This is a genomic window from Pseudomonas sp. LPB4.O (assembly GCF_038383825.1).
GTDB classification, from domain to species: domain Bacteria; phylum Pseudomonadota; class Gammaproteobacteria; order Pseudomonadales; family Pseudomonadaceae; genus Aquipseudomonas; species Aquipseudomonas putida.
Genome location: NZ_CP151298.1, coordinates 4,339,842 through 4,358,111, shown reverse-complemented (window position 1 = coordinate 4,358,111; position 18,270 = coordinate 4,339,842). Strand labels below are relative to the sequence as shown.

At 64.2% G+C, this 18,270-nt stretch carries 15 protein-coding genes and 1 pseudogene; 9 read left to right on the top strand and 7 right to left on the bottom strand.

Annotated features, from left to right (window positions below; translation table 11 throughout):
* On the bottom strand, positions 1-837 hold the full coding sequence (locus tag MRBLPB4O_RS19780; protein WP_016498658.1) for a TlpA disulfide reductase family protein: 837 nt from the start codon (positions 835-837) through the stop codon (positions 1-3).
* Positions 837-2,552 (bottom strand): protein-disulfide reductase DsbD, encoded by a 1,716-nt coding sequence (gene dsbD / locus MRBLPB4O_RS19775; RefSeq protein WP_341796364.1) that lies wholly within the window; start codon positions 2,550-2,552, stop codon positions 837-839. The genes MRBLPB4O_RS19780 and dsbD overlap by 1 nt, the downstream gene beginning before the upstream one ends.
* Before the next feature lie 250 nt (positions 2,553-2,802).
* On the opposite strand from dsbD, the gene MRBLPB4O_RS19770 reads away from it, so the two are divergent.
* Genes MRBLPB4O_RS19770 through MRBLPB4O_RS19750 form a run of 5 tightly spaced genes read left to right on the top strand, consistent with a single transcriptional unit; the run spans position 2,803 to position 8,929 of the window.
* Complete coding sequence (locus MRBLPB4O_RS19770; RefSeq protein ID WP_341796363.1) at positions 2,803-5,634, top strand: xanthine dehydrogenase family protein molybdopterin-binding subunit; 2,832 nt, start codon at positions 2,803-2,805, stop codon at positions 5,632-5,634.
* Positions 5,627-6,163 (top strand): (2Fe-2S)-binding protein, encoded by a 537-nt coding sequence (locus MRBLPB4O_RS19765; RefSeq protein WP_016498661.1) that lies wholly within the window; start codon positions 5,627-5,629, stop codon positions 6,161-6,163. Before MRBLPB4O_RS19770 ends, MRBLPB4O_RS19765 begins: the two co-directional genes overlap by 8 nt.
* A 2-nt stretch (positions 6,164-6,165) precedes the next feature.
* The gene (locus MRBLPB4O_RS19760) at positions 6,166-7,392 is read left to right on the top strand and encodes a cytochrome c (RefSeq protein ID WP_341796362.1); all 1,227 of its coding nucleotides are present in this window, start codon (positions 6,166-6,168) and stop codon (positions 7,390-7,392) included.
* A gap of 2 nt (positions 7,393-7,394) precedes the next feature.
* Complete coding sequence (locus MRBLPB4O_RS19755; RefSeq protein WP_341796361.1) at positions 7,395-8,366, top strand: XdhC family protein; 972 nt, start codon at positions 7,395-7,397, stop codon at positions 8,364-8,366.
* Positions 8,363-8,929, top strand: coding sequence for a nucleotidyltransferase family protein (locus MRBLPB4O_RS19750; RefSeq protein WP_341796360.1), 567 nt, complete (start codon positions 8,363-8,365; stop codon positions 8,927-8,929). The genes MRBLPB4O_RS19755 and MRBLPB4O_RS19750 overlap by 4 nt, the downstream gene beginning before the upstream one ends.
* Positions 8,930-8,993: 64 nt before the next feature.
* Here MRBLPB4O_RS19750 and MRBLPB4O_RS19745 read toward each other — a convergent pair.
* From MRBLPB4O_RS19745 to MRBLPB4O_RS19735, 3 genes and pseudogenes are all read right to left on the bottom strand, one after another.
* Positions 8,994-9,098, bottom strand: a pseudogene (locus tag MRBLPB4O_RS19745) (T6SS immunity protein Tdi1 domain-containing protein); the annotation flags it as partial.
* 27 nt (positions 9,099-9,125) lie between these two features.
* On the bottom strand, positions 9,126-9,743 hold the full coding sequence (locus tag MRBLPB4O_RS19740; protein WP_341796359.1) for a GAD-like domain-containing protein: 618 nt from the start codon (positions 9,741-9,743) through the stop codon (positions 9,126-9,128).
* A gap of 19 nt (positions 9,744-9,762) precedes the next feature.
* Positions 9,763-11,115, bottom strand: coding sequence for a DUF6861 domain-containing protein (locus MRBLPB4O_RS19735; protein WP_341796358.1), 1,353 nt, complete (start codon positions 11,113-11,115; stop codon positions 9,763-9,765).
* Between the two features lie 258 nt (positions 11,116-11,373).
* On the opposite strand from MRBLPB4O_RS19735, the gene MRBLPB4O_RS19730 reads away from it, so the two are divergent.
* The 3 genes from MRBLPB4O_RS19730 (at position 11,374) to MRBLPB4O_RS19720 (ending at position 14,920) form a co-directional block, all read left to right on the top strand.
* On the top strand, positions 11,374-12,057 hold the full coding sequence (locus MRBLPB4O_RS19730) for a response regulator transcription factor (protein WP_341796357.1): 684 nt from the start codon (positions 11,374-11,376) through the stop codon (positions 12,055-12,057).
* Positions 12,054-13,376 (top strand): ATP-binding protein, encoded by a 1,323-nt coding sequence (locus MRBLPB4O_RS19725; RefSeq protein ID WP_341796356.1) that lies wholly within the window; start codon positions 12,054-12,056, stop codon positions 13,374-13,376. The genes MRBLPB4O_RS19730 and MRBLPB4O_RS19725 overlap by 4 nt, the downstream gene beginning before the upstream one ends.
* A gap of 152 nt (positions 13,377-13,528) precedes the next feature.
* A complete protein-coding gene (locus tag MRBLPB4O_RS19720) occupies positions 13,529-14,920 on the top strand; it encodes an aspartate aminotransferase family protein (RefSeq protein WP_341796355.1) in 1,392 nt (463 codons plus the stop codon).
* Between the two features lie 60 nt (positions 14,921-14,980).
* On the opposite strand, the gene MRBLPB4O_RS19715 is transcribed toward MRBLPB4O_RS19720, so the two are convergent.
* Together MRBLPB4O_RS19715 and MRBLPB4O_RS19710 are read right to left on the bottom strand one after the other, a co-directional pair.
* The gene (locus tag MRBLPB4O_RS19715; RefSeq protein WP_341796354.1) at positions 14,981-15,949 is read right to left on the bottom strand and encodes a siderophore-interacting protein; all 969 of its coding nucleotides are present in this window, start codon (positions 15,947-15,949) and stop codon (positions 14,981-14,983) included.
* Between the two features lie 72 nt (positions 15,950-16,021).
* On the bottom strand, positions 16,022-17,143 hold the full coding sequence (locus MRBLPB4O_RS19710) for a cupin-like domain-containing protein (protein WP_341796353.1): 1,122 nt from the start codon (positions 17,141-17,143) through the stop codon (positions 16,022-16,024).
* 141 nt (positions 17,144-17,284) lie between these two features.
* Between MRBLPB4O_RS19710 and MRBLPB4O_RS19705 the strand changes: the two genes are divergently transcribed.
* Positions 17,285-18,253 (top strand): alpha/beta hydrolase, encoded by a 969-nt coding sequence (locus tag MRBLPB4O_RS19705; RefSeq protein ID WP_341796352.1) that lies wholly within the window; start codon positions 17,285-17,287, stop codon positions 18,251-18,253.
* Positions 18,254-18,270 lie beyond the last annotated feature (17 nt).

The window sequence follows — 18,270 nt, the reverse complement described above, 5'->3', positions numbered from 1 at the left end:
TCAGTTTCCTTGTGCGGCAGGGGCGGGCGCAATGGCCCGGTCGAAAGGTTCCAGGGCGTGGCGCAGGCTGGCCCGGGACAGCTCGCCCAGGTGGCTGCCAACCAGCCGCCCGTTGGCGTCGTAGAACAGGGTGGTGGGCAAGGCCATGGAACCGACGCGCTGGGCCAGCAGGCCGGTGCCGTCGAACAGCACGTGGGTCAGGCTCAGGCCGGTGGTGGCGAGGAAGGTGCTGACGTTCTCCGGAGTTTCGCCCTGGTTGACGAACAGGAAGGTCACGTGCGGGTAATCGCTTTGTGCCTGTTGCAGCACTGGCATCTCACGCCGACACGGTGGGCACCAGGTGGCCCAGATGTTGATGACCAGCGGCTTGCCGCGGTAACTGTGCAGCGCCACCGGTTGGCCACCAGCGTTTCGCAGGCTCAGTTCAGGCAGCTCGGTGCCTTTGCTGTACAAGTGTCCGCCGAAGCTGGCCAGGCCCCAGAACAGCGCGCCACTGAACAATGCCCAGCCCAACGGGCGGCGCAGGCCCGGTTGACGCCAGCCCTGCCACACCGCACCGAGGACGATGCCGGCAAGGCCCGACCAGAGCAGGAAGCCGCCGTCGCGGATGTCGATCATTTGCAACGGCTCATCACGGTACATCGGCCAATAGGCCAGCACGAAGCCGGCACGGGCGCACAGCAGGCCGATCAGGAACAGGTTGAACAGCGCCGATTCCGGGCTTTCGCCGCCACGCCGGGCGACCCACCAGCCGACCACGCTGGCGATCACCAGGGCGGTGAGCATCAGCAGGTGGTTGAGGGCCATGGTCAGTGGCCCGAGGGTTACGGTCAACATCAGCCTTGGCTCCTGGTCTGGGCCCAGTGTTGCTGGAACGCGGCGGCATCCACTTCACCGGTAATGCGCCGCGCGCGGCGTTCGTCGCCTTCCGGGCCGATCCAGATGATGCTGGGCGGGCCGGGTACCTGGTAGCGCTGCAGCAGGGCTTTGCTGGCCGGCGTGTCGGCGGTGACGTCCAGGCGCAGCAGGTGCACGCCGGCCAGGCCGGCCTGTACGTCGCCACGGGCGAACACCTGTTTTTCCATGACCTTGCACGACACGCACCAGTCGGCATAGTAGTCGAGCATCACCCATTGGCCACGGGCCTTGGCCGCATCCAGTTCACGTTGCAGGTCTTCAGGGCGGCTGACCGTGACGAAGCTGTCTTCGGCATGCTGGGCAGCAACGGCCGCGGTACCCCCACCGGTGAACGGGCGCAGCGGCTGCCAGAGGTCATCGCCACCGGCGGCGGCACCGACCAGCAACAGGCTGCCCCACAAGGCACCCAGCAGCGGTACTGCGCGCAATGCTGGCAGGCGCTGCAGGGCGGGCCATGTGGCCCAGGCCAGGGCGATCAACCAGCCGCCACTCAGTGCCAGCAGCAGCGTGGCGGGCAACAGGCTACGCACGGTGTACAAGGCCATGGCCAGGAACACGAAGCCGAACACGCCCTTGACCCGGTCCATCCAGGCGCCTGGGCGCGGCAAGTAACGGTTGCCCAGGGTCACCAGCAACAGCAGCGGCACGCCCATGCCCAGGCCCAGGCTGAACAGCACCAGTGCCCCTTGCAGCACGTCGCCGCTCTGGGCGATGTACAGCAGCGCGCCGGCCAACGGCGCGGTCATGCATGGGCCCAGCAGCAGGCCGGACAACGCCCCGAGCAGCGCCGCGCCATACAGGTTGCCGCCCCGGGTGCCTTGCCCGGCGCGGTCAAGGCGGTCCCGCAGGGCGGCGGGCAGTTGCAGTTCGAAGGCGCCAAACATAGGCAGGGCCAGCAGCACGAACAGCCCCGCCAGGCTGCCCAGCAGCCAGGGTTGCTGCAGCCAGGCCTGCAGGCTGGCACCCAGCAGTGCGGCGACCACGCCCAGGGCGGCGTACACCAGTGCCATGCTCAGCACATACACCCCGGCCAGCAGCCAGCCGCGTCGGGCGCTGGCGCCATTGCCCAGCACCAGCCCGGCAAGGATCGGCAGCATCGGGAGCGAGCAGGGGGTAAAGGCCAGCAGCAGCCCAAGGCCGAAGAACGCCAGCAGGCTCCAGGCCAGGTGGCCCTGTTGCAGGCCACTGGCCAGAGCCTGGTCGCTGGCTTGCTCGGCGGCGGGTGCCACACTGCCGCCCAGGTCAATCAGGGTGGTCTGCGGGGGGTAGCACAGGCCGGCGTCGGCGCAGCCTTGCCAGCCCAGGCGCAACTGGCCCTGGGCATTGGCCGGCAGCAGCAGTTCGAGCTGGTCGCGGTACACCGCACTGTCACCAAAGAATTCGTCATGGTGGTTGAGCGCCGGCGGCAATTGCGGGTGCTGCCCGGCAGGCAGGCCATCGAACTTCAGGCGCTTCTGGTACAGGTAGTAGCCCTGCTTGATCTGGAAGTACAGGCGCATCTGGCCGTCGGCCTGGCGGTCGTGGGTAAGCACAAAGGCCTGGTCGACCGGCAGGAAGTCCGGTTTTACATCGAACGGGTTGGCCTGCAACGGGCCGGCCAGAAGCAGTGTCAGGAAGAGCAGGAGGACGCGCATGTCTTCGCCTTGGCAGATCTAGGAATGGGGCCATGCTGGCTGGGGTTGATTAAATGAAGGTTAACTCTGGTTTTTGGTCTGCCAGCCCCACCCAATGCCACCCATCATCCCAGACACACCGCGACATATTGTCGGCTTGACTTTGCCAATCCCCACACACTTCCTGTAAAGTTGACGTACAAGTCAGCTTTTCCCCGCTAGCACTAGAATCAAAATAGGGCAGGCCCCCCAACTGCCCAGAGGATCAAGCATGTCCAACCGTGATATTTCCCGGCGCGCCTTCTTGCAAGGCGGGCTGATAGCTGGTGTCGGCGTGACCATGGCGCCACTCGGCAGCCAGGCATTCGCCGCCCTGATGGAGGACCGCGTCACCACCTCGCCGCAGAAGTGGATGAACCATGACGGCAAGGCGCGCTTCCGTAACGATGCCCTGTCCAAGGTGTGCGGCGACAAGGTGTTCGCCCGCGATATCCGCGCCAAGGACATGCCCGGCTGGCCCACGCAGCAGGGCCATGCGCTGCTGCTCAAGGCGACCAAGGCCGACCGTATCTATGCCGGTCACGACCTCAGCCTGCTCGGTGGCGAGCTGCAGCCTGACCGCATCGTTACCGCCGCCGATCTCGAGAAAGACGGCATTGCCTGGCCGGAAGCCCATTCGCCCGACCCGCTGCTGCCGCCCGGCAAGGTGCCGATGTTCATCGGCCACCCGGTGGCGATCCTGATCTGGCACGACTTCGAGCGCTTCCGCCAGGCCAAGCGCAAGCTGCAGTTCAACGAAAAGGCGATCCGTTACGGCGCCCAGGCGCCGCTGTACCAGCGCGACCCATACGGCAGCTTTCGCTTCGTGCGGGTGGGCGGTGCCACGCCGTTCGACGACGATGAGTTCTCCAGCCTGAAGAATTCCATGCTGTTCCCGACCATTCTCAACCGCAAGCCGTTGTGGTCGAAGCAGCCCAACCAGCACGGCGACCTGACCGAGCAGGGGCTGTTCTACGCCAATCGCATGGCCGAGCAGCTGGACAACCCGCCCGAGGACTGGCTGGTGTTCGACGAGCGCTACAAGACGCCGTCCATCGAACCCGCCGCGCTGGAACCGGACAACGGCAACGGCTGGTACGACCCGGCCAGCGGCACGCTGCACTTCGTGGTTGCCACCCAGTGCCCGTTTGAAGTGGCGCAGGAATGCGTGCACATGATCAAGCCGTCGCGTTTCGCCCTGAACACGCTGAACATGCACCCGGGCTATACCGTGGGCTACGGCTCGAAAGACAACAACATCTTCGTCTTCTACGCCGCCGTGGCCGCGCTGTATGGCGCCGGCGTGCCGATCCGCCTGGCCAATGACCGTTACGAGCAGTTCCAGAGCGGCATCAAGCGCCATGCCTTCGATATCCGCTACCAGCTGGCCGTGGACAAGAAGGACAACAGCTTCAAGATCTTCCGCGCCGACATGAGCTGCGACGGCGGCGGGCGCATCAACTACAGCCCGTCCGTAGCTGCGGTAGGCGCCACTGCTGCGCAGTCGATCTATTACATGCCGCAGAACGACCTGTCGGTTACCGCCTACCATTCCCGCGGTGTCGAGGCCGGCTCCATGCGCGGCTACGGCACCTTGCAGAGCATGGCTGCCACCGAGATGATGGTGGACGAAATCGCAGGCCGCCTGGGCGTCGATGCCATCGACCTGCGCCGTGCCAACGCGCTGAAATCGGGCATGAAGAACACCCAGGGCGCGGTTCCGGCGGGCGCGCTGCGTCTGTACGAGATTCTCGACAAGGCCGCCGTGCACGACTGGTGGCGCAACCGCGACGCACGCAAGCAGCAGATGGATGCGCAAGACCAGGACCACTGGTACGGCGTGGGCTTTGCGATTTGCCAGAAGGACTTCGGCACCGGTTCCGAAGCACCGATGGCCAGCATCGAGTTCAGCCGCGACGGCCGCATCAGCCTGCGCCACATCGGCACCGAGTTGGGCACCGGCATGTCTACCTCCCAGGCCCTGGTGGTCAGCGACTTCCTGGGGCGCTCGGCTGACGAGGTGAGGACGGCGGTTACCGAATGGCCAGAGCTGCAACTGAGCACCAGCGGCAACCCGTACCTGATCAGCCAGCCCGAGCAGGACGCCGCGCTGCGCAACCCGCGCTGGGTCGGCAAGCTGGCGTCGCCATCGTCGGCGACCAACTCGGCCTTCTACTTCAGCCATGCCACCCGCGAAGCGGCGCGCGTGCTGTTCAACCACGGCCTGTGGCCGGCGGCCATGGCCATCTGGAGCCAGGGCCCGCATGGCGGCCAGGCCAACCCGCTGGTGGTACGCCGCGAGAACGCGGTGTGGGTCAACGGCGAGCTGACCGGTAACGGCCTGCAGCCGATCCCGTTCGCCCAGCTGGCACAGAAGGCCCACGACATGGGCCTGGTCACCGGCGCCAGCGTGCACGGTTTCAACCGTTGGAGCTGGGCCGAGGCCGACTTCGTCATCGACGGTGTGCGCGAGCGCTTCCCGCTTGACGCCGTGGCGGTGAAATACGGCGATGGCGCGGTGAACGCCAAGAAGGCGCAGATGAGCAGCCACGGTTACCACCTGCTCGACCGGCAGAACGCTGCCTACCCCGACACCCAGCTGAACAATGCCATGGTTACCTACTACAGCCCGGTGGCGACCATTGTTGAAGTCAAGGTGAACAAGGGCACCCATGAAGTGCAGGTGCTCAACCACCACAGCTGGGTCGAGTGCGGCCGAGTGTTGGTACCGGAGCTGGTCAAGGGCCAGCTCGAAGGCGGTATCGCCATGGGCATCGGCCACGCGCTGACCGAAGAAATGCCGATGTACGAGGGCGGGCCCGGGGAGGGCGACTGGAACTTCAACCGCTACCGCCTGCCGCATGCGCGAGACGTGGCGGTGTGGAAGCAGACCAGCGAAATCCTCCCGCCGCTGTCACCGACCGACCCGTCCAAGGGCATCGCCGAAGTGGTGATGATCCCGGTCGTGGGGGCCATCGGCAATGCCGTCGCCCATGCCATTGGCAAGCGCGTGCGCGATCTTCCCATCACTCCAGCCCGTATCAAGGAGGCCCTCAATGGCTAACCGTCCACTGCAACTGACCCTCAACGGTCAACCGGTCGGCCCGGTCGAGGTCCCCGCTGACCTGGCGATGATCGACTACCTGCACGAACACCAGAACCTCACCGGCTCGCGCCTGGGTTGCGGCCAGGGCATCTGCCACGCCTGCGTGGTGATCGTCGACAACCCCGACGGCACCAGCGAAGAAGTGCGCACCTGCATCACCGGCGCCCACTACTTTGAGGGCAAGAAGGTACGCACCATTGAGGGCCACGCCAAACCGGACGCGGCCGGTAACCTCACGCTGAACCCTATCCAGCAGAAGTTCGTCGACCTGTTCGCCTTCCAGTGCAGCTACTGCGCGCCGGGCTTCGTCAACGCCGCTACCGTGCTGGTGGAAACCGCCCAGCGCCAGCCATTGAAGAAGAGCGAAGTGGAAGACCGCATCGAGGCCAGCCTCGGGCACCACATCTGCCGCTGCACCGGCTACGTGCGTTATTACGACGCCACCCGCAAGGTGCTCAACGACCTCGGCCTGGTCAAGGAGGGTTGAGCATGGGCTTCGTTCGTAACGCACTGGCATTGGCCTTGGCCGTCAGTTCAATGGCCCTGGCCGTCAGCTCGGTTGCCCAAGCGGCCGACGAGGCTCAGGTCAAGCGCGGTGAGTACCTGGCACGCGCGGCCGACTGCATGGCCTGCCACACCGCCGAAGGCGGCGCGCCGTATGCCGGCGGGCTGCCGATTCATTCGCCGTTCGGCACCATTTATGGCAGCAACATCACCCCGGACAAACAGTACGGCATCGGCAACTACAGCGCCGACGAGTTCTTCGCCGCAGTCACTGAGGGCAAGCGCAAGGACGGCGCCAACCTTTATCCTGCCATGCCTTACACCTCGTACCACCTGATCAAGCGTGAAGATTCGGACGCGATCCTCGCCTACCTGATGACCATACCGCCGATCAATCGCCCGGCGCCGCAGACTGCGTTGCGCTTCCCGTTCAATGTGCGCATAGGCCTGAGTGGCTGGAACATGCTGTATGGCAAGAGCGTGCAGCTGCAGCCAACCGAAGGCAAAAGCCCGGCCTGGCAGCGTGGTCAGTACATGGTCGAAGTCATGGGCCATTGCGGCGAATGCCATACCCCGCGCAACCCCATCGGCGCGTTGCAGCAGGACCTGCGCATGACCGGCGGCCTGCTGGGCGGCTACCTGGCGCCGAGCCTGCTGGCCCAGGACCTGGCCGAGCGCGGCTGGACCCAGCCAGACCTGACCACCTTCCTCAAGCATGGCATCAGCGCCCAGGGCAGCATGTTCAACGAGATGTTCCCGGTGGTGCACCACAGCACCCAACACCTGGAAGATGCCGACCTGGCGGCCATGGCCACCTACCTGCTGGGCGACCAGCCACCGCCGGCCAAGGCAATCCAGGCCGTTGCCCTGGAGCAGATGAGCGACAGCGCCAAGCGCGGCCACCAGCAGTACCTCAACGTGTGCGCCGGTTGCCATGGTGTCGACGGCGAGGGCAAGCCGCACATTGCCGTGGCCATGCAGGGCAACACCGTGCTGCGCCAGGGTGACTCGCGCAACCTGGTCAAGGTCATCCTCGAAGGCATCCGTGAACAGCAGTTCACCGGCTTCGAGCGCATGCAGCCGATGCCGGGCTTTGCCGACAAGCTCGATGACCAACAGGTGACGGATATGGTCAACTACCTGCGCCAGGCCTGGGGTGGATTGCCCGGTGACCTGAACGTACAGCAGCTCGCCGAGCTGAAGGTGGAATAAACGTGCAGCATCTCGATCTACAGGTGGTCCGTCAGGCCTTGCAGTGGTCGTGCAACGGTCAGCGGGTTTGGTTATGTACGGTGCTCGCCACCTACGGCTCGGCGCCCCGCGCGCCGGGCTCGCTGCTGGCAGTCAATGCCAGCGGCCGGTGGCTGGGGTCGCTGTCGGGTGGCTGCGTCGAGGACGACTTCCTCGAACGTGTGGCCCTGGGTGAGTTCCCGGAGCCGGTTGCCATCGTGCGCTACGGTGACGACAGCGACCCGCGTTCGAGTATCCGCTTGCCCTGTGGTGGCGTGCTCGAAGTGCTGGTGGAGAACCTGCCCGCCGAGTGCGAGGTGCAGGCGCACCTGCGTCAGCTGGAAAGCGCGCTGCTGGGCCAGCGTCGGGTGCTGCGTGAAGTGAGCCTGCCGGACGGTACCCGCCAGCTGGCCGATGACCATTGCCAAGGGCCACGCGTCGAGCGGGATAGCGCCCGTGTTCGCCTGCGCGTCGGCGCCGCCCAGCGCCTGCTTCTGGCCGGCTATTCCAGCGTGGCGCATTTTTGCGCCGAGTTCGGCAAGGGCATGGGGTTTGAAGTCATCCTTTGCGAGCCGCGGGACGAAGTGCTGGATGGCGTGCGGCTGGACGGCATCGAAGTGCGCCGCGAGTTGCCGTCGGAGTTTATCCGCCGTGGCGGTTGCCATGCCGACACGGCGGTGGTGGCATTGACCCATGACCCCAAGATCGACGACCTGGCGATGCTTGAAGCGGTGCGTACCGAGGCCTTCTATATTGGCGTGATGGGCTCCCGGGTGACCTCCGACAAGCGCCGTGAACGCTTGCAGCGAATTGGTGGCTTGGGTTGCGACGAGCTGGCGCGCATCCATGCGCCGATTGGCCTGAACCTGGGCAGCAAGACCCCGGCCGAGATTGCCCTGGCGGTACTGGCCGATATCCTTCGTGTGCGCAACGGCATCGAGCGGGCGGCGCTGTGAGCGTGGTTGCGTTGGTATTGGCGGCAGGCAGCAGTGTGCGCTTTGGCTCTGACAAGCGCCGTTCGCTGCTGGCTGACGGTCGAAGCTTGCTGGTGCACAGCGTAGAGAGCGCCTGCGCAGTGTTCGATGATGTTCGGGTGGTGTTGCGTGAAGGGGAGCGAGGTGTGGACCTGGGGTTGCCAGCGCGATGCAGGGTGGTCTCCAGTGGCGATTACGCTCGGGGCATGGGTCATAGCCTGGCAGCAGGTGCCGCATCGCTGGCCGACAGTGAGGCGCAAGCGGTGGCGATCCTGTTGGGTGACATGCCCTGGGTGGAGTCCGCGACCCTGGATTTGCTTGCACGCGTGGCCAGTGGGTCAACGATAGTCCTGCCGTGTCATGCTGGACGACAGGGCCATCCGGTGTTGTTCGGGCGTGATTTCTGGCCGGCGCTTGCCCGGCTGAAGGGTGATGAAGGGGCGCGTTCGGTGCTGAAGACCCATGCGGACCGTTGCGTCCGGTTGGATGTCGAAGATGTCGGCGTGCTGCAGGATGTCGATTCGCCCGATGCGCTGCGCCAGTGAGCGTTGTAAGCGCGTGCTAATCATCTTCCTTTTCATCGAGTTCGTAGGGTCCCAGTTCGCCCGTCTACGCTAGCAGAATCAGATGCACGTCGGCCTTCAGCCGCTGAAGATTGGCCAGGCTGGCAGACACGCCCAGCACCAACGCCGGGACGAAGCCGTGCATCTCATCCGCCGCTTTTCAGGGCCAATACTGTGTTTAGAAGTCAGAAAAGCTATAGGGTTCGAGGGGGGAGATCTGTGCAAGTAGTATCAAGTGCTCGACAGCTTTGACTTTTTCTAGGTGGGCAAGATCGCAGGGTCCACCGAATGCCAAGGCTGGAACGAAACCATACATCTCATCATGATTGAGTTTGCCTAATTTGTTATATGCAGGCTCGAATAAATCGCCAAAGTCGTTGGACTCCCGTTCGATCAATAGAAAGAAGCCTTGCACCTCCTTGTCCATGTTGCCTGCATCAAGTTTATTCACTCTGCCGCAGTATTGTGAAGTGTGGGCTACGATGTCTAATGAAAACCCGGAATTTTCTCCGTACAGATAGAGATCACCAAAGGCGCCTCGAGCGATGACGTGATAGGTATCTCGCCCTTCGAGCGCAGTGCCCTCTATGAATGAGGCGGCGACACCCTCGTAGTCTTGCGGATTGACCGTCCAGAATATTCCATCACCATATCCGCACCATCCATGCTCGGCCCAGTATTCCAACAGTTTCTTCGGCAATTTACCGCTGTAGCGCTCTATGCTAGAAGGTGCCACCTCCTGCCTGAAAATCGGCTCGCCCATTTCTTCTATGAAGAGGGAGAAAAATTCGTCCATTGTCGCGCTCCTTATCTTGTTAGCATTTGTGCAGTCTGACATTTAAAAAGCCTGATGCGCGGCCATCTTTGGCTTGTTCTTCGACTGATCTTGTCAGCTCTCCTACCCTGCTTCTCCATTGGGGACCTATAGTGGAATTTACTTGCCTATCCCCGAAGTCAGAGATGACATCCTTGCCGCCGGCGATTAGATCTGGATTGTGCAGCGCAGCAAGAGAGGACATCGTTTCCTTAGCCTGCATCGTTGAAATTGTTCTTGCTTCAATTGGGTTCATGTCCTTGGGCAATTTTCTATAAGCTCTTTTCCTTAGGTCGTCATACAGTTTTTGTCTTGCTTTTCTCGCAGTTTTCGGATCTCGATTTATGGGGTTTGCAATATTTTCCAGGAACTCTTCAATCGTCAGCCGATTGAGTCCATCTTGTTGTCCCTTTAACTGCCGCTCAAACTCGCCATGCTTCGACGCTGGCAGTTTATCTGCCTTGAAACACGCCACCGTATGCAACGGCATCCTACCGGGCTTAGCTGTAGAGGGCTCTTTGTCTTTTCCCGCCTGCCGATTCGGCTGAACTGGCTGCGGATCATCCATCGCCCCTTTGCGCCGCTCCGGCACCTGCAGATCCGGCCGTTTCTTCAACCCCTCTTCATGCTGGAGCATCCATTGCCCCAGCCGCGCGCCTTTGCGGCTGGCCGCCATCTCCTGGGCCAGCACTCGGGCATCGCCGCGCCCGCGGGTGAGGTACGACACGATCGCCCCCAACAACAGCACCACGACTTCCACATGGCCTTGGGCAATCTGATGCGTGGCCCGGGATATCGCATAGGGGTCGTCCCGGCAGAACGGGCCGGTGCCTTCATTGCCGCAGGTGCCTTCCCAGGCGAAGCGGATGCCATCGACGTAGTACTCACCGATCCGCGGCAAGCCGTCGATGAAGAACTCGGTAATGGAGGCCAGCCCCAGCGCGCCGAGGATCCAGCCGCTGACCTTGAGGCCCATGACCGCGCCTGCGCCAGCGAACGGAATGGTTCCGGCGCCGCCGGCGAATGCGCCTACCCCCGCGCCAAGCAGGCCACCGGTAATGGTGCTGCCGGCGACGATCATCGCCATCTGCTGCACGATCCTCAGCAGTTCGTCGCTGATGCTGTTGATGTCGAGGTCGAGGTCGGCAAAGCGCTGGCGTAGCATGTGCGCCGCCTGCCATTCAGCCTGGTAGAAGGCTGTGCGTACAGCGTTGACCCGGCGCAGGTTGAGGCCCAGTGAGGCGACTTCTTCATTGAGGCTGGTGCGGAACTGGCCACTGCTTTGGTAGCCCACCATGGCGATGACACGTGACTCGATCTCGTGCCACGAGGGCACGAGGTAATCCAGGTACATGAGGTGTCTCCCTGACAACGTGTGCAGGGGGAAATCCCATCATGGATTCGGATCAGAGGTTTCTGCGTCAGCTGTAGGAAAAGGCGACTTCGTTTCTGTTGTGTTCGAGAAGCTCGGGGATTGGGGTGAGGCTGCTTAGGGCAGGGTGGCGACCCCGCGCGGCGCTCGATCTCCCCCCAACCCTCCCTAAAAGGTCCATAATCCCCCCTTAATCCGCCCAAGGTGCAATGCCAGCCACACCACTCCGGGAGCCCCACCATGCACGTTCTGCTCTGCGAGGACGACGACCTGATCGCCGCCGGCATCTGCGCCGGTCTTACCGCCCAGGGCCTGACCGTGGACCGGGTGGGCAATGCCGCCGATGCGCGGGCGATGCTGCAGGCCGCGCAGTTCGACGTGATGATCCTCGACCTTGGCCTGCCCGACGAAGACGGCCTCAAGCTGCTGCGTCGCTTGCGCCAGCAGGGGGTGGACTTGCCAGTGCTGGTGCTCACTGCCCGCGATGCCGTCACCGACCGCGTCGATGGCCTGCAGGCCGGCGCCGACGACTACCTGCTCAAGCCGTTCGACCTGCGCGAACTGGCCGCTCGCCTGCATACCCTGCTGCGGCGGGTTGCCGGGCGGGCGGTGAATGTGATCGAGCACGGGCCCTTGCGGTATGACCCCAGCAGCTGCGAGGCGAGCCTGGCCGGGCAGCCCGTCGACCTGTCCCGCCGTGAGCAGGCCTTGCTCCAGGCACTGCTGCAGAACCCCGGGAGGGTGCTGTCCAGCGAACAACTGAAAGACTGCGTGTACGGCTTCAGCGACGAAGTCGAAAGCAACGCCCTGAACGTGCATATCCACCACCTGCGGCGAAAGCTGGGCAACAGCATTGTCGAGACCGTGCGTGGCCTGGGTTACCGGCTGGGCCCGGCGCAGGCACCGGAAGAGGCTGCATCATGAGCCTGCGGGTTCGCCTGAGCCTGATCCTGGGCAGCGCTTTCGTGATCATCTGGGCGCTGGCCGCGGCGTGGATGCTGCGTGACCTGCGCCAGCAGATGATGTTTTCCCTCGACCAGCGCCTGGTGGCATCGGCGCGTATGGTCGCCGGGCTGATCGACCAGTTGCCACAACCGCTGACCGCCAAGGGCGGGGAGGCGCACTTTTCTGCCGACCAGTTCAGTGTGCCGGACGGCATGGCTTGTCAGGTCAGTTCGCTGCGTGGCGAGATCCTCGCCAGCAACCACAAGCACGATGGCGCCATGGACGACGAGCGCAGCGGCTTCCGTGACCAGACTATCGACGATGCACTGTGGCGCACCTTCACCTATAACCACGGTGATGTGCGCATCACCACTGCCGACCGGCACATGGAGCGCGAGGCGCTTAACCAGTCGATTCTGCTGGCGGCGTCGGCACCCGTGCTGATGGCCTTGCTCGGCAGCCTGGGGTTGTTGTGGATCGGCCTGGGCAAAGGCCTGGAACCCCTCAACCGCATGCGCGACGCCTTGCGCCGACGGCGAGCGGACAGTGTCGAGCCGTTGCAGGTGGCGGGCATGCCCAGCGAGTTGCAGCCCTTGCTGGAAACCCAGAACCAGCTGTTCCTGCGCATTGCCCAGACCATCGAGCGCGAGCGGCGCCTGACCGACGATGCGGCCCATGAATTGCGCAGCCCGCTGACCGCGATCAAGACCCACCTGCAGGTGGCACGCATGACCGATGGCGCGGTGCGCGAGCAGGCGCTGGAGCATGCCGAGCAGGGCACCGACCGAATGCACCGCACGCTGGAGCAGTTGCTGATGCTGGCGCGGGTAGAAGGCAGCCTGTCCTTCGAAGATGGTGTGCAGTGCAGTGCCGAGCAGGTGGCCCGCCAGGCAGTGCAGGACGCCGGTGGGGGTGACAACCGCCGTATCGTGCTACGTCTGCCTGAAGCAGCCACTCAGGTCTACCTCGGCATGCCCGCACCGTTGGCGGTGGCCGCCCTGCGCAACCTGCTGGACAACGCACTGCGCCATGGCGGCGACGAGGCGGTGGAGCTGGAGGTGCAGATGGCCGACGGCCAAGTGGGCTTCATGGTGCGCGACCACGGGCCTGGGATTGCCGAAGCCGACCTTGAGCACCTGACCGAGCGCTTCTGGCGCAATGGGCAGAGCGGGGGCTGCGGGTTGGGGTTGGCGATTGTCCAGGCGATCGTGCAACGTTGTGCCGGTAACCTGCGCTTTGACAGCCGTAGTGATGGATTGCGGGTGCTCTTGCAAGTACCGGCGCGCTCCGGGCATTGATCTTTATCGGCTGCGCCGGCCTCTTCGCGGCTTCACCCGCGAAGAGGCCGGCGCAGGCAAAGTAAAATCCAGTAACAACCGCTAAATCCTCCCGGCACTCAAGCGTTTTCCAAGCGATAACTGCCCATTCGCTTGCTTGCGAGGATTTACCCATGTCCACCGCTTCCAGCCTTGCCCAGGTTGCACCGGTCAGCGCGTCGCAACCTTTGTACGAGTTTACCGAATCACCCTTGCTGCAACGCCAGCAACAGCAGGAGTCCAACGCCCGCAGCTACCCGCGGCGCATTCCGCTGGCGCTCAAGCGCGCCCGTGGCATCTACGTGGAGGATGTCGAAGGCCGCCAGTTCATCGATTGCCTGGCCGGCGCCGGTACGCTCGCGTTGGGCCATAACCACCCGGTGGTGGTCGAGGCCATCCAGCGTGTGCTGGCCGATGAGCTGCCCCTGCACACCCTGGACCTGACCACGCCGGTCAAGGACCGCTTCGTCCAGGACCTGTTCGGCATCCTGCCCGAGGCGCTGCGCCGCGAGGCCAAGGTGCAGTTCTGCGGCCCGACCGGCACCGATGCCGTGGAGGCGGCACTCAAGCTGGTACGCACGGCTACCGGTCGTAGCACGGTGCTGGCCTTCCATGGCGCCTACCACGGCATGAGCCAGGGCGCGCTGAGCCTGATGGGCAGCAATGGGCCGAAACAGCCGCTGGGCGCCTTGCTCGGCAACGGCGTGCAGTTCATGCCGTACCCCTACGACTACCGCTGCCCGTTCGGCTTGGGCGGCGAAGCCGGGGTGAAGGCCAACCTGCATTACCTGGAAAACCTGCTGCTCGACCCGGAAAGCGGCGTGCCACTTCCGGCGGCGGTGATCCTTGAGGTGGTGCAGGGCGAGGGTGGTGTGATCCCGGCCGATATTGAATGGCTCAGGGGTGTGCGCCGTATCACCAAGCAGGCCGGTGTGGCGCTGATCATCGACGAGATCCAGAGCGGCTTTGCCCGCACCGGGCGCATGTTCGCCTTCGAGCATGCCGGCATCGTGCCGGACGTGGTCACGCTGTCCAAGGCCATTGGCGGCAGCCTGCCGTTGGCGGTAGTGGTGTACCGCGACTGGCTGGATACCTGGAAGCCGGGCGCACATGCCGGCACCTTCCGTGGCAACCAGATGGCCATGGCGGCGGGGTCGGCGGTAATCAACTACCTGGTCGAGCACCGCCTGGCCGAACATGCCGAGGCTATGGGGCAGCGCTTGCGCCAGCACCTGCTGCAGTTGCAGCGCGATTATCCGCAACTGGGTGATGTGCGCGGGCGTGGCTTGATGCTTGGGGTCGAACTGGTGGACCCACAGGGCAATGCGGATGCATTGGGTCACCCGCTGGCCAACCGCGAGCTGGCGGCCAAGGTGCAGCGTGAGTGCCTGAAGCGCGGGCTGATCCTGGAACTGGGCGGGCGCCATGGTGCGGTGGTGCGCTTCCTGCCGCCACTGATCATCAGCGCCGAGCAGGTTGATGAAGTGGCGCAGCGTTTTACCAAGGCATTGATCGCGGCGGTCTGAATCATGGCGGGGGCCGCCTTGCCGGCGAAAGGAGCGCAAAGCGCCCCCGGTTATTTCCAGTCAATCAAAGGTCCGCCCGGCCCGCCAATAGCCCATCAAGGTCAGGCACTCGCGCTGCAGCCCGCGTTCCTTGATCAGGTAGCGGCGAATATCCATGACTGTCGCTGATTCCCCCGCCACCCAGGCATGGAACGCACTGTTGGCGCTACTGGCCTGCTCCCACAGTATCCGCGTGTCGATATCCACCTCTTCCAGCTTTACTCGCGGCGCGGCTTGCACCTGCGGCAGGCTGGCCAGTTCGCGCACTGCATGCTGCATGGCCTGGCCATGCTCGCAATTGAGCAACTCGCGCGGCAACCAGTGAAGGTCGGTAGCGTTGCCATGGCGCAAAGGCAGGCAGTCCGCTTCCAGCGGTACTTCGATAAACGCTTGCACCGGCAATTCGGGTTGGTCTTCGGCCAGTTGCTCAAGAATGCCGGCAATTGCCGGCAATGCCGTCTCGTCACCAACCAACAGCACGTTGCGTACACCCTGCGGCGGTTTCCATTCATACCCGCCGGGGTCGCCTTCATGGGCAAGATTGGGCGCGACCATCTGCAATCTCTCACCCACTTGCGCGTGCGTGGCCCAGGCCGAAGCGGGGCCGTTGACGCCATGCAGTACGAAGTCGACATCCACCTCCAGTGCCTCAGGTCGCAAGGCGCGGATGGTGTAGGTGCGCATCGGTGGGCGCCGGGCTGTCGGCAAGGCGCTGTGCGCAGCCTTCCAATGCTGCGCGTTGCTCAGGTTGGGCAGTGAGCCGTCGGGCGCGGGAAACAGCAGCTTGACGCGCTGGTCCGGCGCCAGGGTGACCATCTGGGCGACATCCGGGCCGGTGAATACCAGGCGAGCCAGCGAGGGGCTGAGGTGGATGCGCCGGGCAAGCACCAGGTCGAAAATGCGGTAGGCGCCGGTGGCGGGGGCGCGGCCTCTGATCAAGCGGCGCAGCCCTTGCTGCAGCGCATGGGTGATGCTGGCGGAGCTGGACATGCGATGGGCCTCTTGCAAGCGGTTTCCTCTAGGACGAGCCGCTGGCGCTGCAAATTAACCCCGCATCGGCCGTTACCAGCCGCGCCCGGAGTTCACCCAGAAGTTCACCGACAGCGAGGTCGACACCGATTCCACCTGGTGGAACCAGCCCTCCGGCAGGAACAGCAGGTCGCCGGCCTGCAGCACCACGCGCAAGAACGGCACGTCGCGCGCTGCGGGGAAGCGCTGGTAATCCGGGGCGTCAGGATTGAAATCGCAGCCGTCGAGGCCGCCTTTGGGGCTGGTTGACCACGTGCCCAGCGCAGGGCGGTGATGCGGCGCGGCGAGGATGAACGACTTCTGCCCCCACACCTGGGCGAACAGGTTGTCGGTGTCGTCGCGGTGCAGGGGCGTCAAGGTGCCTTTTGGACCGATCCAGATGCGCGGTGCGATGAATTTGTCGCGGCTGAAGTATTGCGGGTAGTTGATCAGCGCCAGCAGCTTCTCCGGCACGATGTTGTTGCCCATGTAGGCCGGGGGGGCCCCCGGTTTGGTCGGGGTGTCCAGCGAGGCGATGAACGCGGCCATGGAGGTTGAGCGGAAATCGCGGTCGGTGGAGAAGGTCTTCTTCACGTAATCACCGTGTCGGGTGATGCCCTGCAATTCGGCGAAGTGCTCCAGTGATGCCTCGCGGCCCATGGTGAATAGCGGCCAGTCCTGCAAGGCAGCGCTGATGACCACCGGCGTGCCGTGCTTCAGATACTCGCTCTTGAAGCGTGCCACTGGCATGTCGGAGTGGGCAATGCGTGCCACCTCGCGCTGCACGGGCTGCGCGATCGACACCCGTTCGCTGAGGCGGGCAGGGGTCGGGTAACGCTGGTTCATCGACACCTTGGCCGCTGCGGCACCCCGACGGGCGTTGCTGATGATCTGCGGCAGCAGGGTGGCCAGGCCCATGTTGCCGGTAATCTTCAGTCGTGCGCTGGCGAACAGTTCCTCGACGTTGGCCGTACCGCCCATGATGCCGAGAAAGTCGCGCTCGGCCACCTCGATGGTGACATCGGGGGCGCTGTGCCGGCCGGCGCCGGTGCGGCTGGTGTCTCGTACCTCCGACCAGAAGGCCAGGTCCTGGGCGAAGACGAACTGGAATACGCCTTCGATGCCGACGGCATGGGCGTTGGCGAACAGTTTGCTGAGGATGCTCTGAAGGTCCACGGTGTGCCTCGGGCGGTGTTTCGTTGTGCAGGGATAACGAGCGCCTGCGCCAACGATTTAGCCGTATGGCGGTTAATTTTTCGGTGTGCTGCTACGTCCCGTAGGGAGGCTTGAGTCACATTGTTTACCCAAGGAACCCACATGGCACTGCACCCTGATCTGGCGGCATTTCTGGAATTGGTCGAGTTTGGCCGGCTGACGGGCAGGAGCCTGCCCATGCACGCGATGGACGTGGCCCAGGCCCGGGCCGAGTTCGCCGGTAGCTCGCAGGTGCTCGACCCGAGCCCACCGGGCAATGTCACGGTCAGCGAGTTGCAGGTTACCGCGCGCGACGGTGCCAGCCTGGATGCGCGCTTGTATCGCCAGGGCGAAGCGGGCGCAGACTTGCGACCGGTGATTTTCTACCTGCATGGGGGCGGCTATGTGGTTGGCAGCCTCGACTCCCACGACTCGGTGTGCCGCCGCCTTGCGGCCCTTGGTGAGTTCGCGGTGCTGGCGGCGGATTATCGGCTGGCACCGGAACAGCAGTTCCCGGTCGCCCTGCACGACGTGCTGGATGTTGCCAACTGGCTGGCCGAACAGGCAGCGGTGCTGGGCCTGGACAACCGCCGAGTGGTGCTGGCAGGGGACAGCGTGGGCGCCAGTCTGGCGGCGGTGCTGGCGATTACGGCGGTCGAGCAGCCCGAAGTGTTGGCGTTCAAGCCACTGGCACAGTTGCTGTTCTATCCGGTGACCGATATTTCCTGCCAGCGGGGCTCGCATCGCGAGCATGCCGAGGGCTACCTGCTGGAGACGCCAACCCTGGAGTGGTTCTACCAGCACTATGCACCGCAGCCGGAGCAGCGCCGGGACTGGCGGGTGTCGCCGCTTCTGTCGACGCTGTGTGAGCCGCTGGCGCCGGCCTACCTGTTCGTGGCTGAGTATGACCCGTTGCATGATGAGGGCATTGCCTACCGTGACTGGTTGCTGGCCGGCGGGACGGCTGTGACGTTTGCGCGGCTGCAAGGGCTGACCCACGACTTCTTGCGCATGTCGGGGATTGTGGGGCAGGTGGAGGAGATTTACCGGGATGTCGGGCAGTGGTTGGGAGGGATTGCCGGCCAGCCATGACTTAGCCTTGCCAGGGG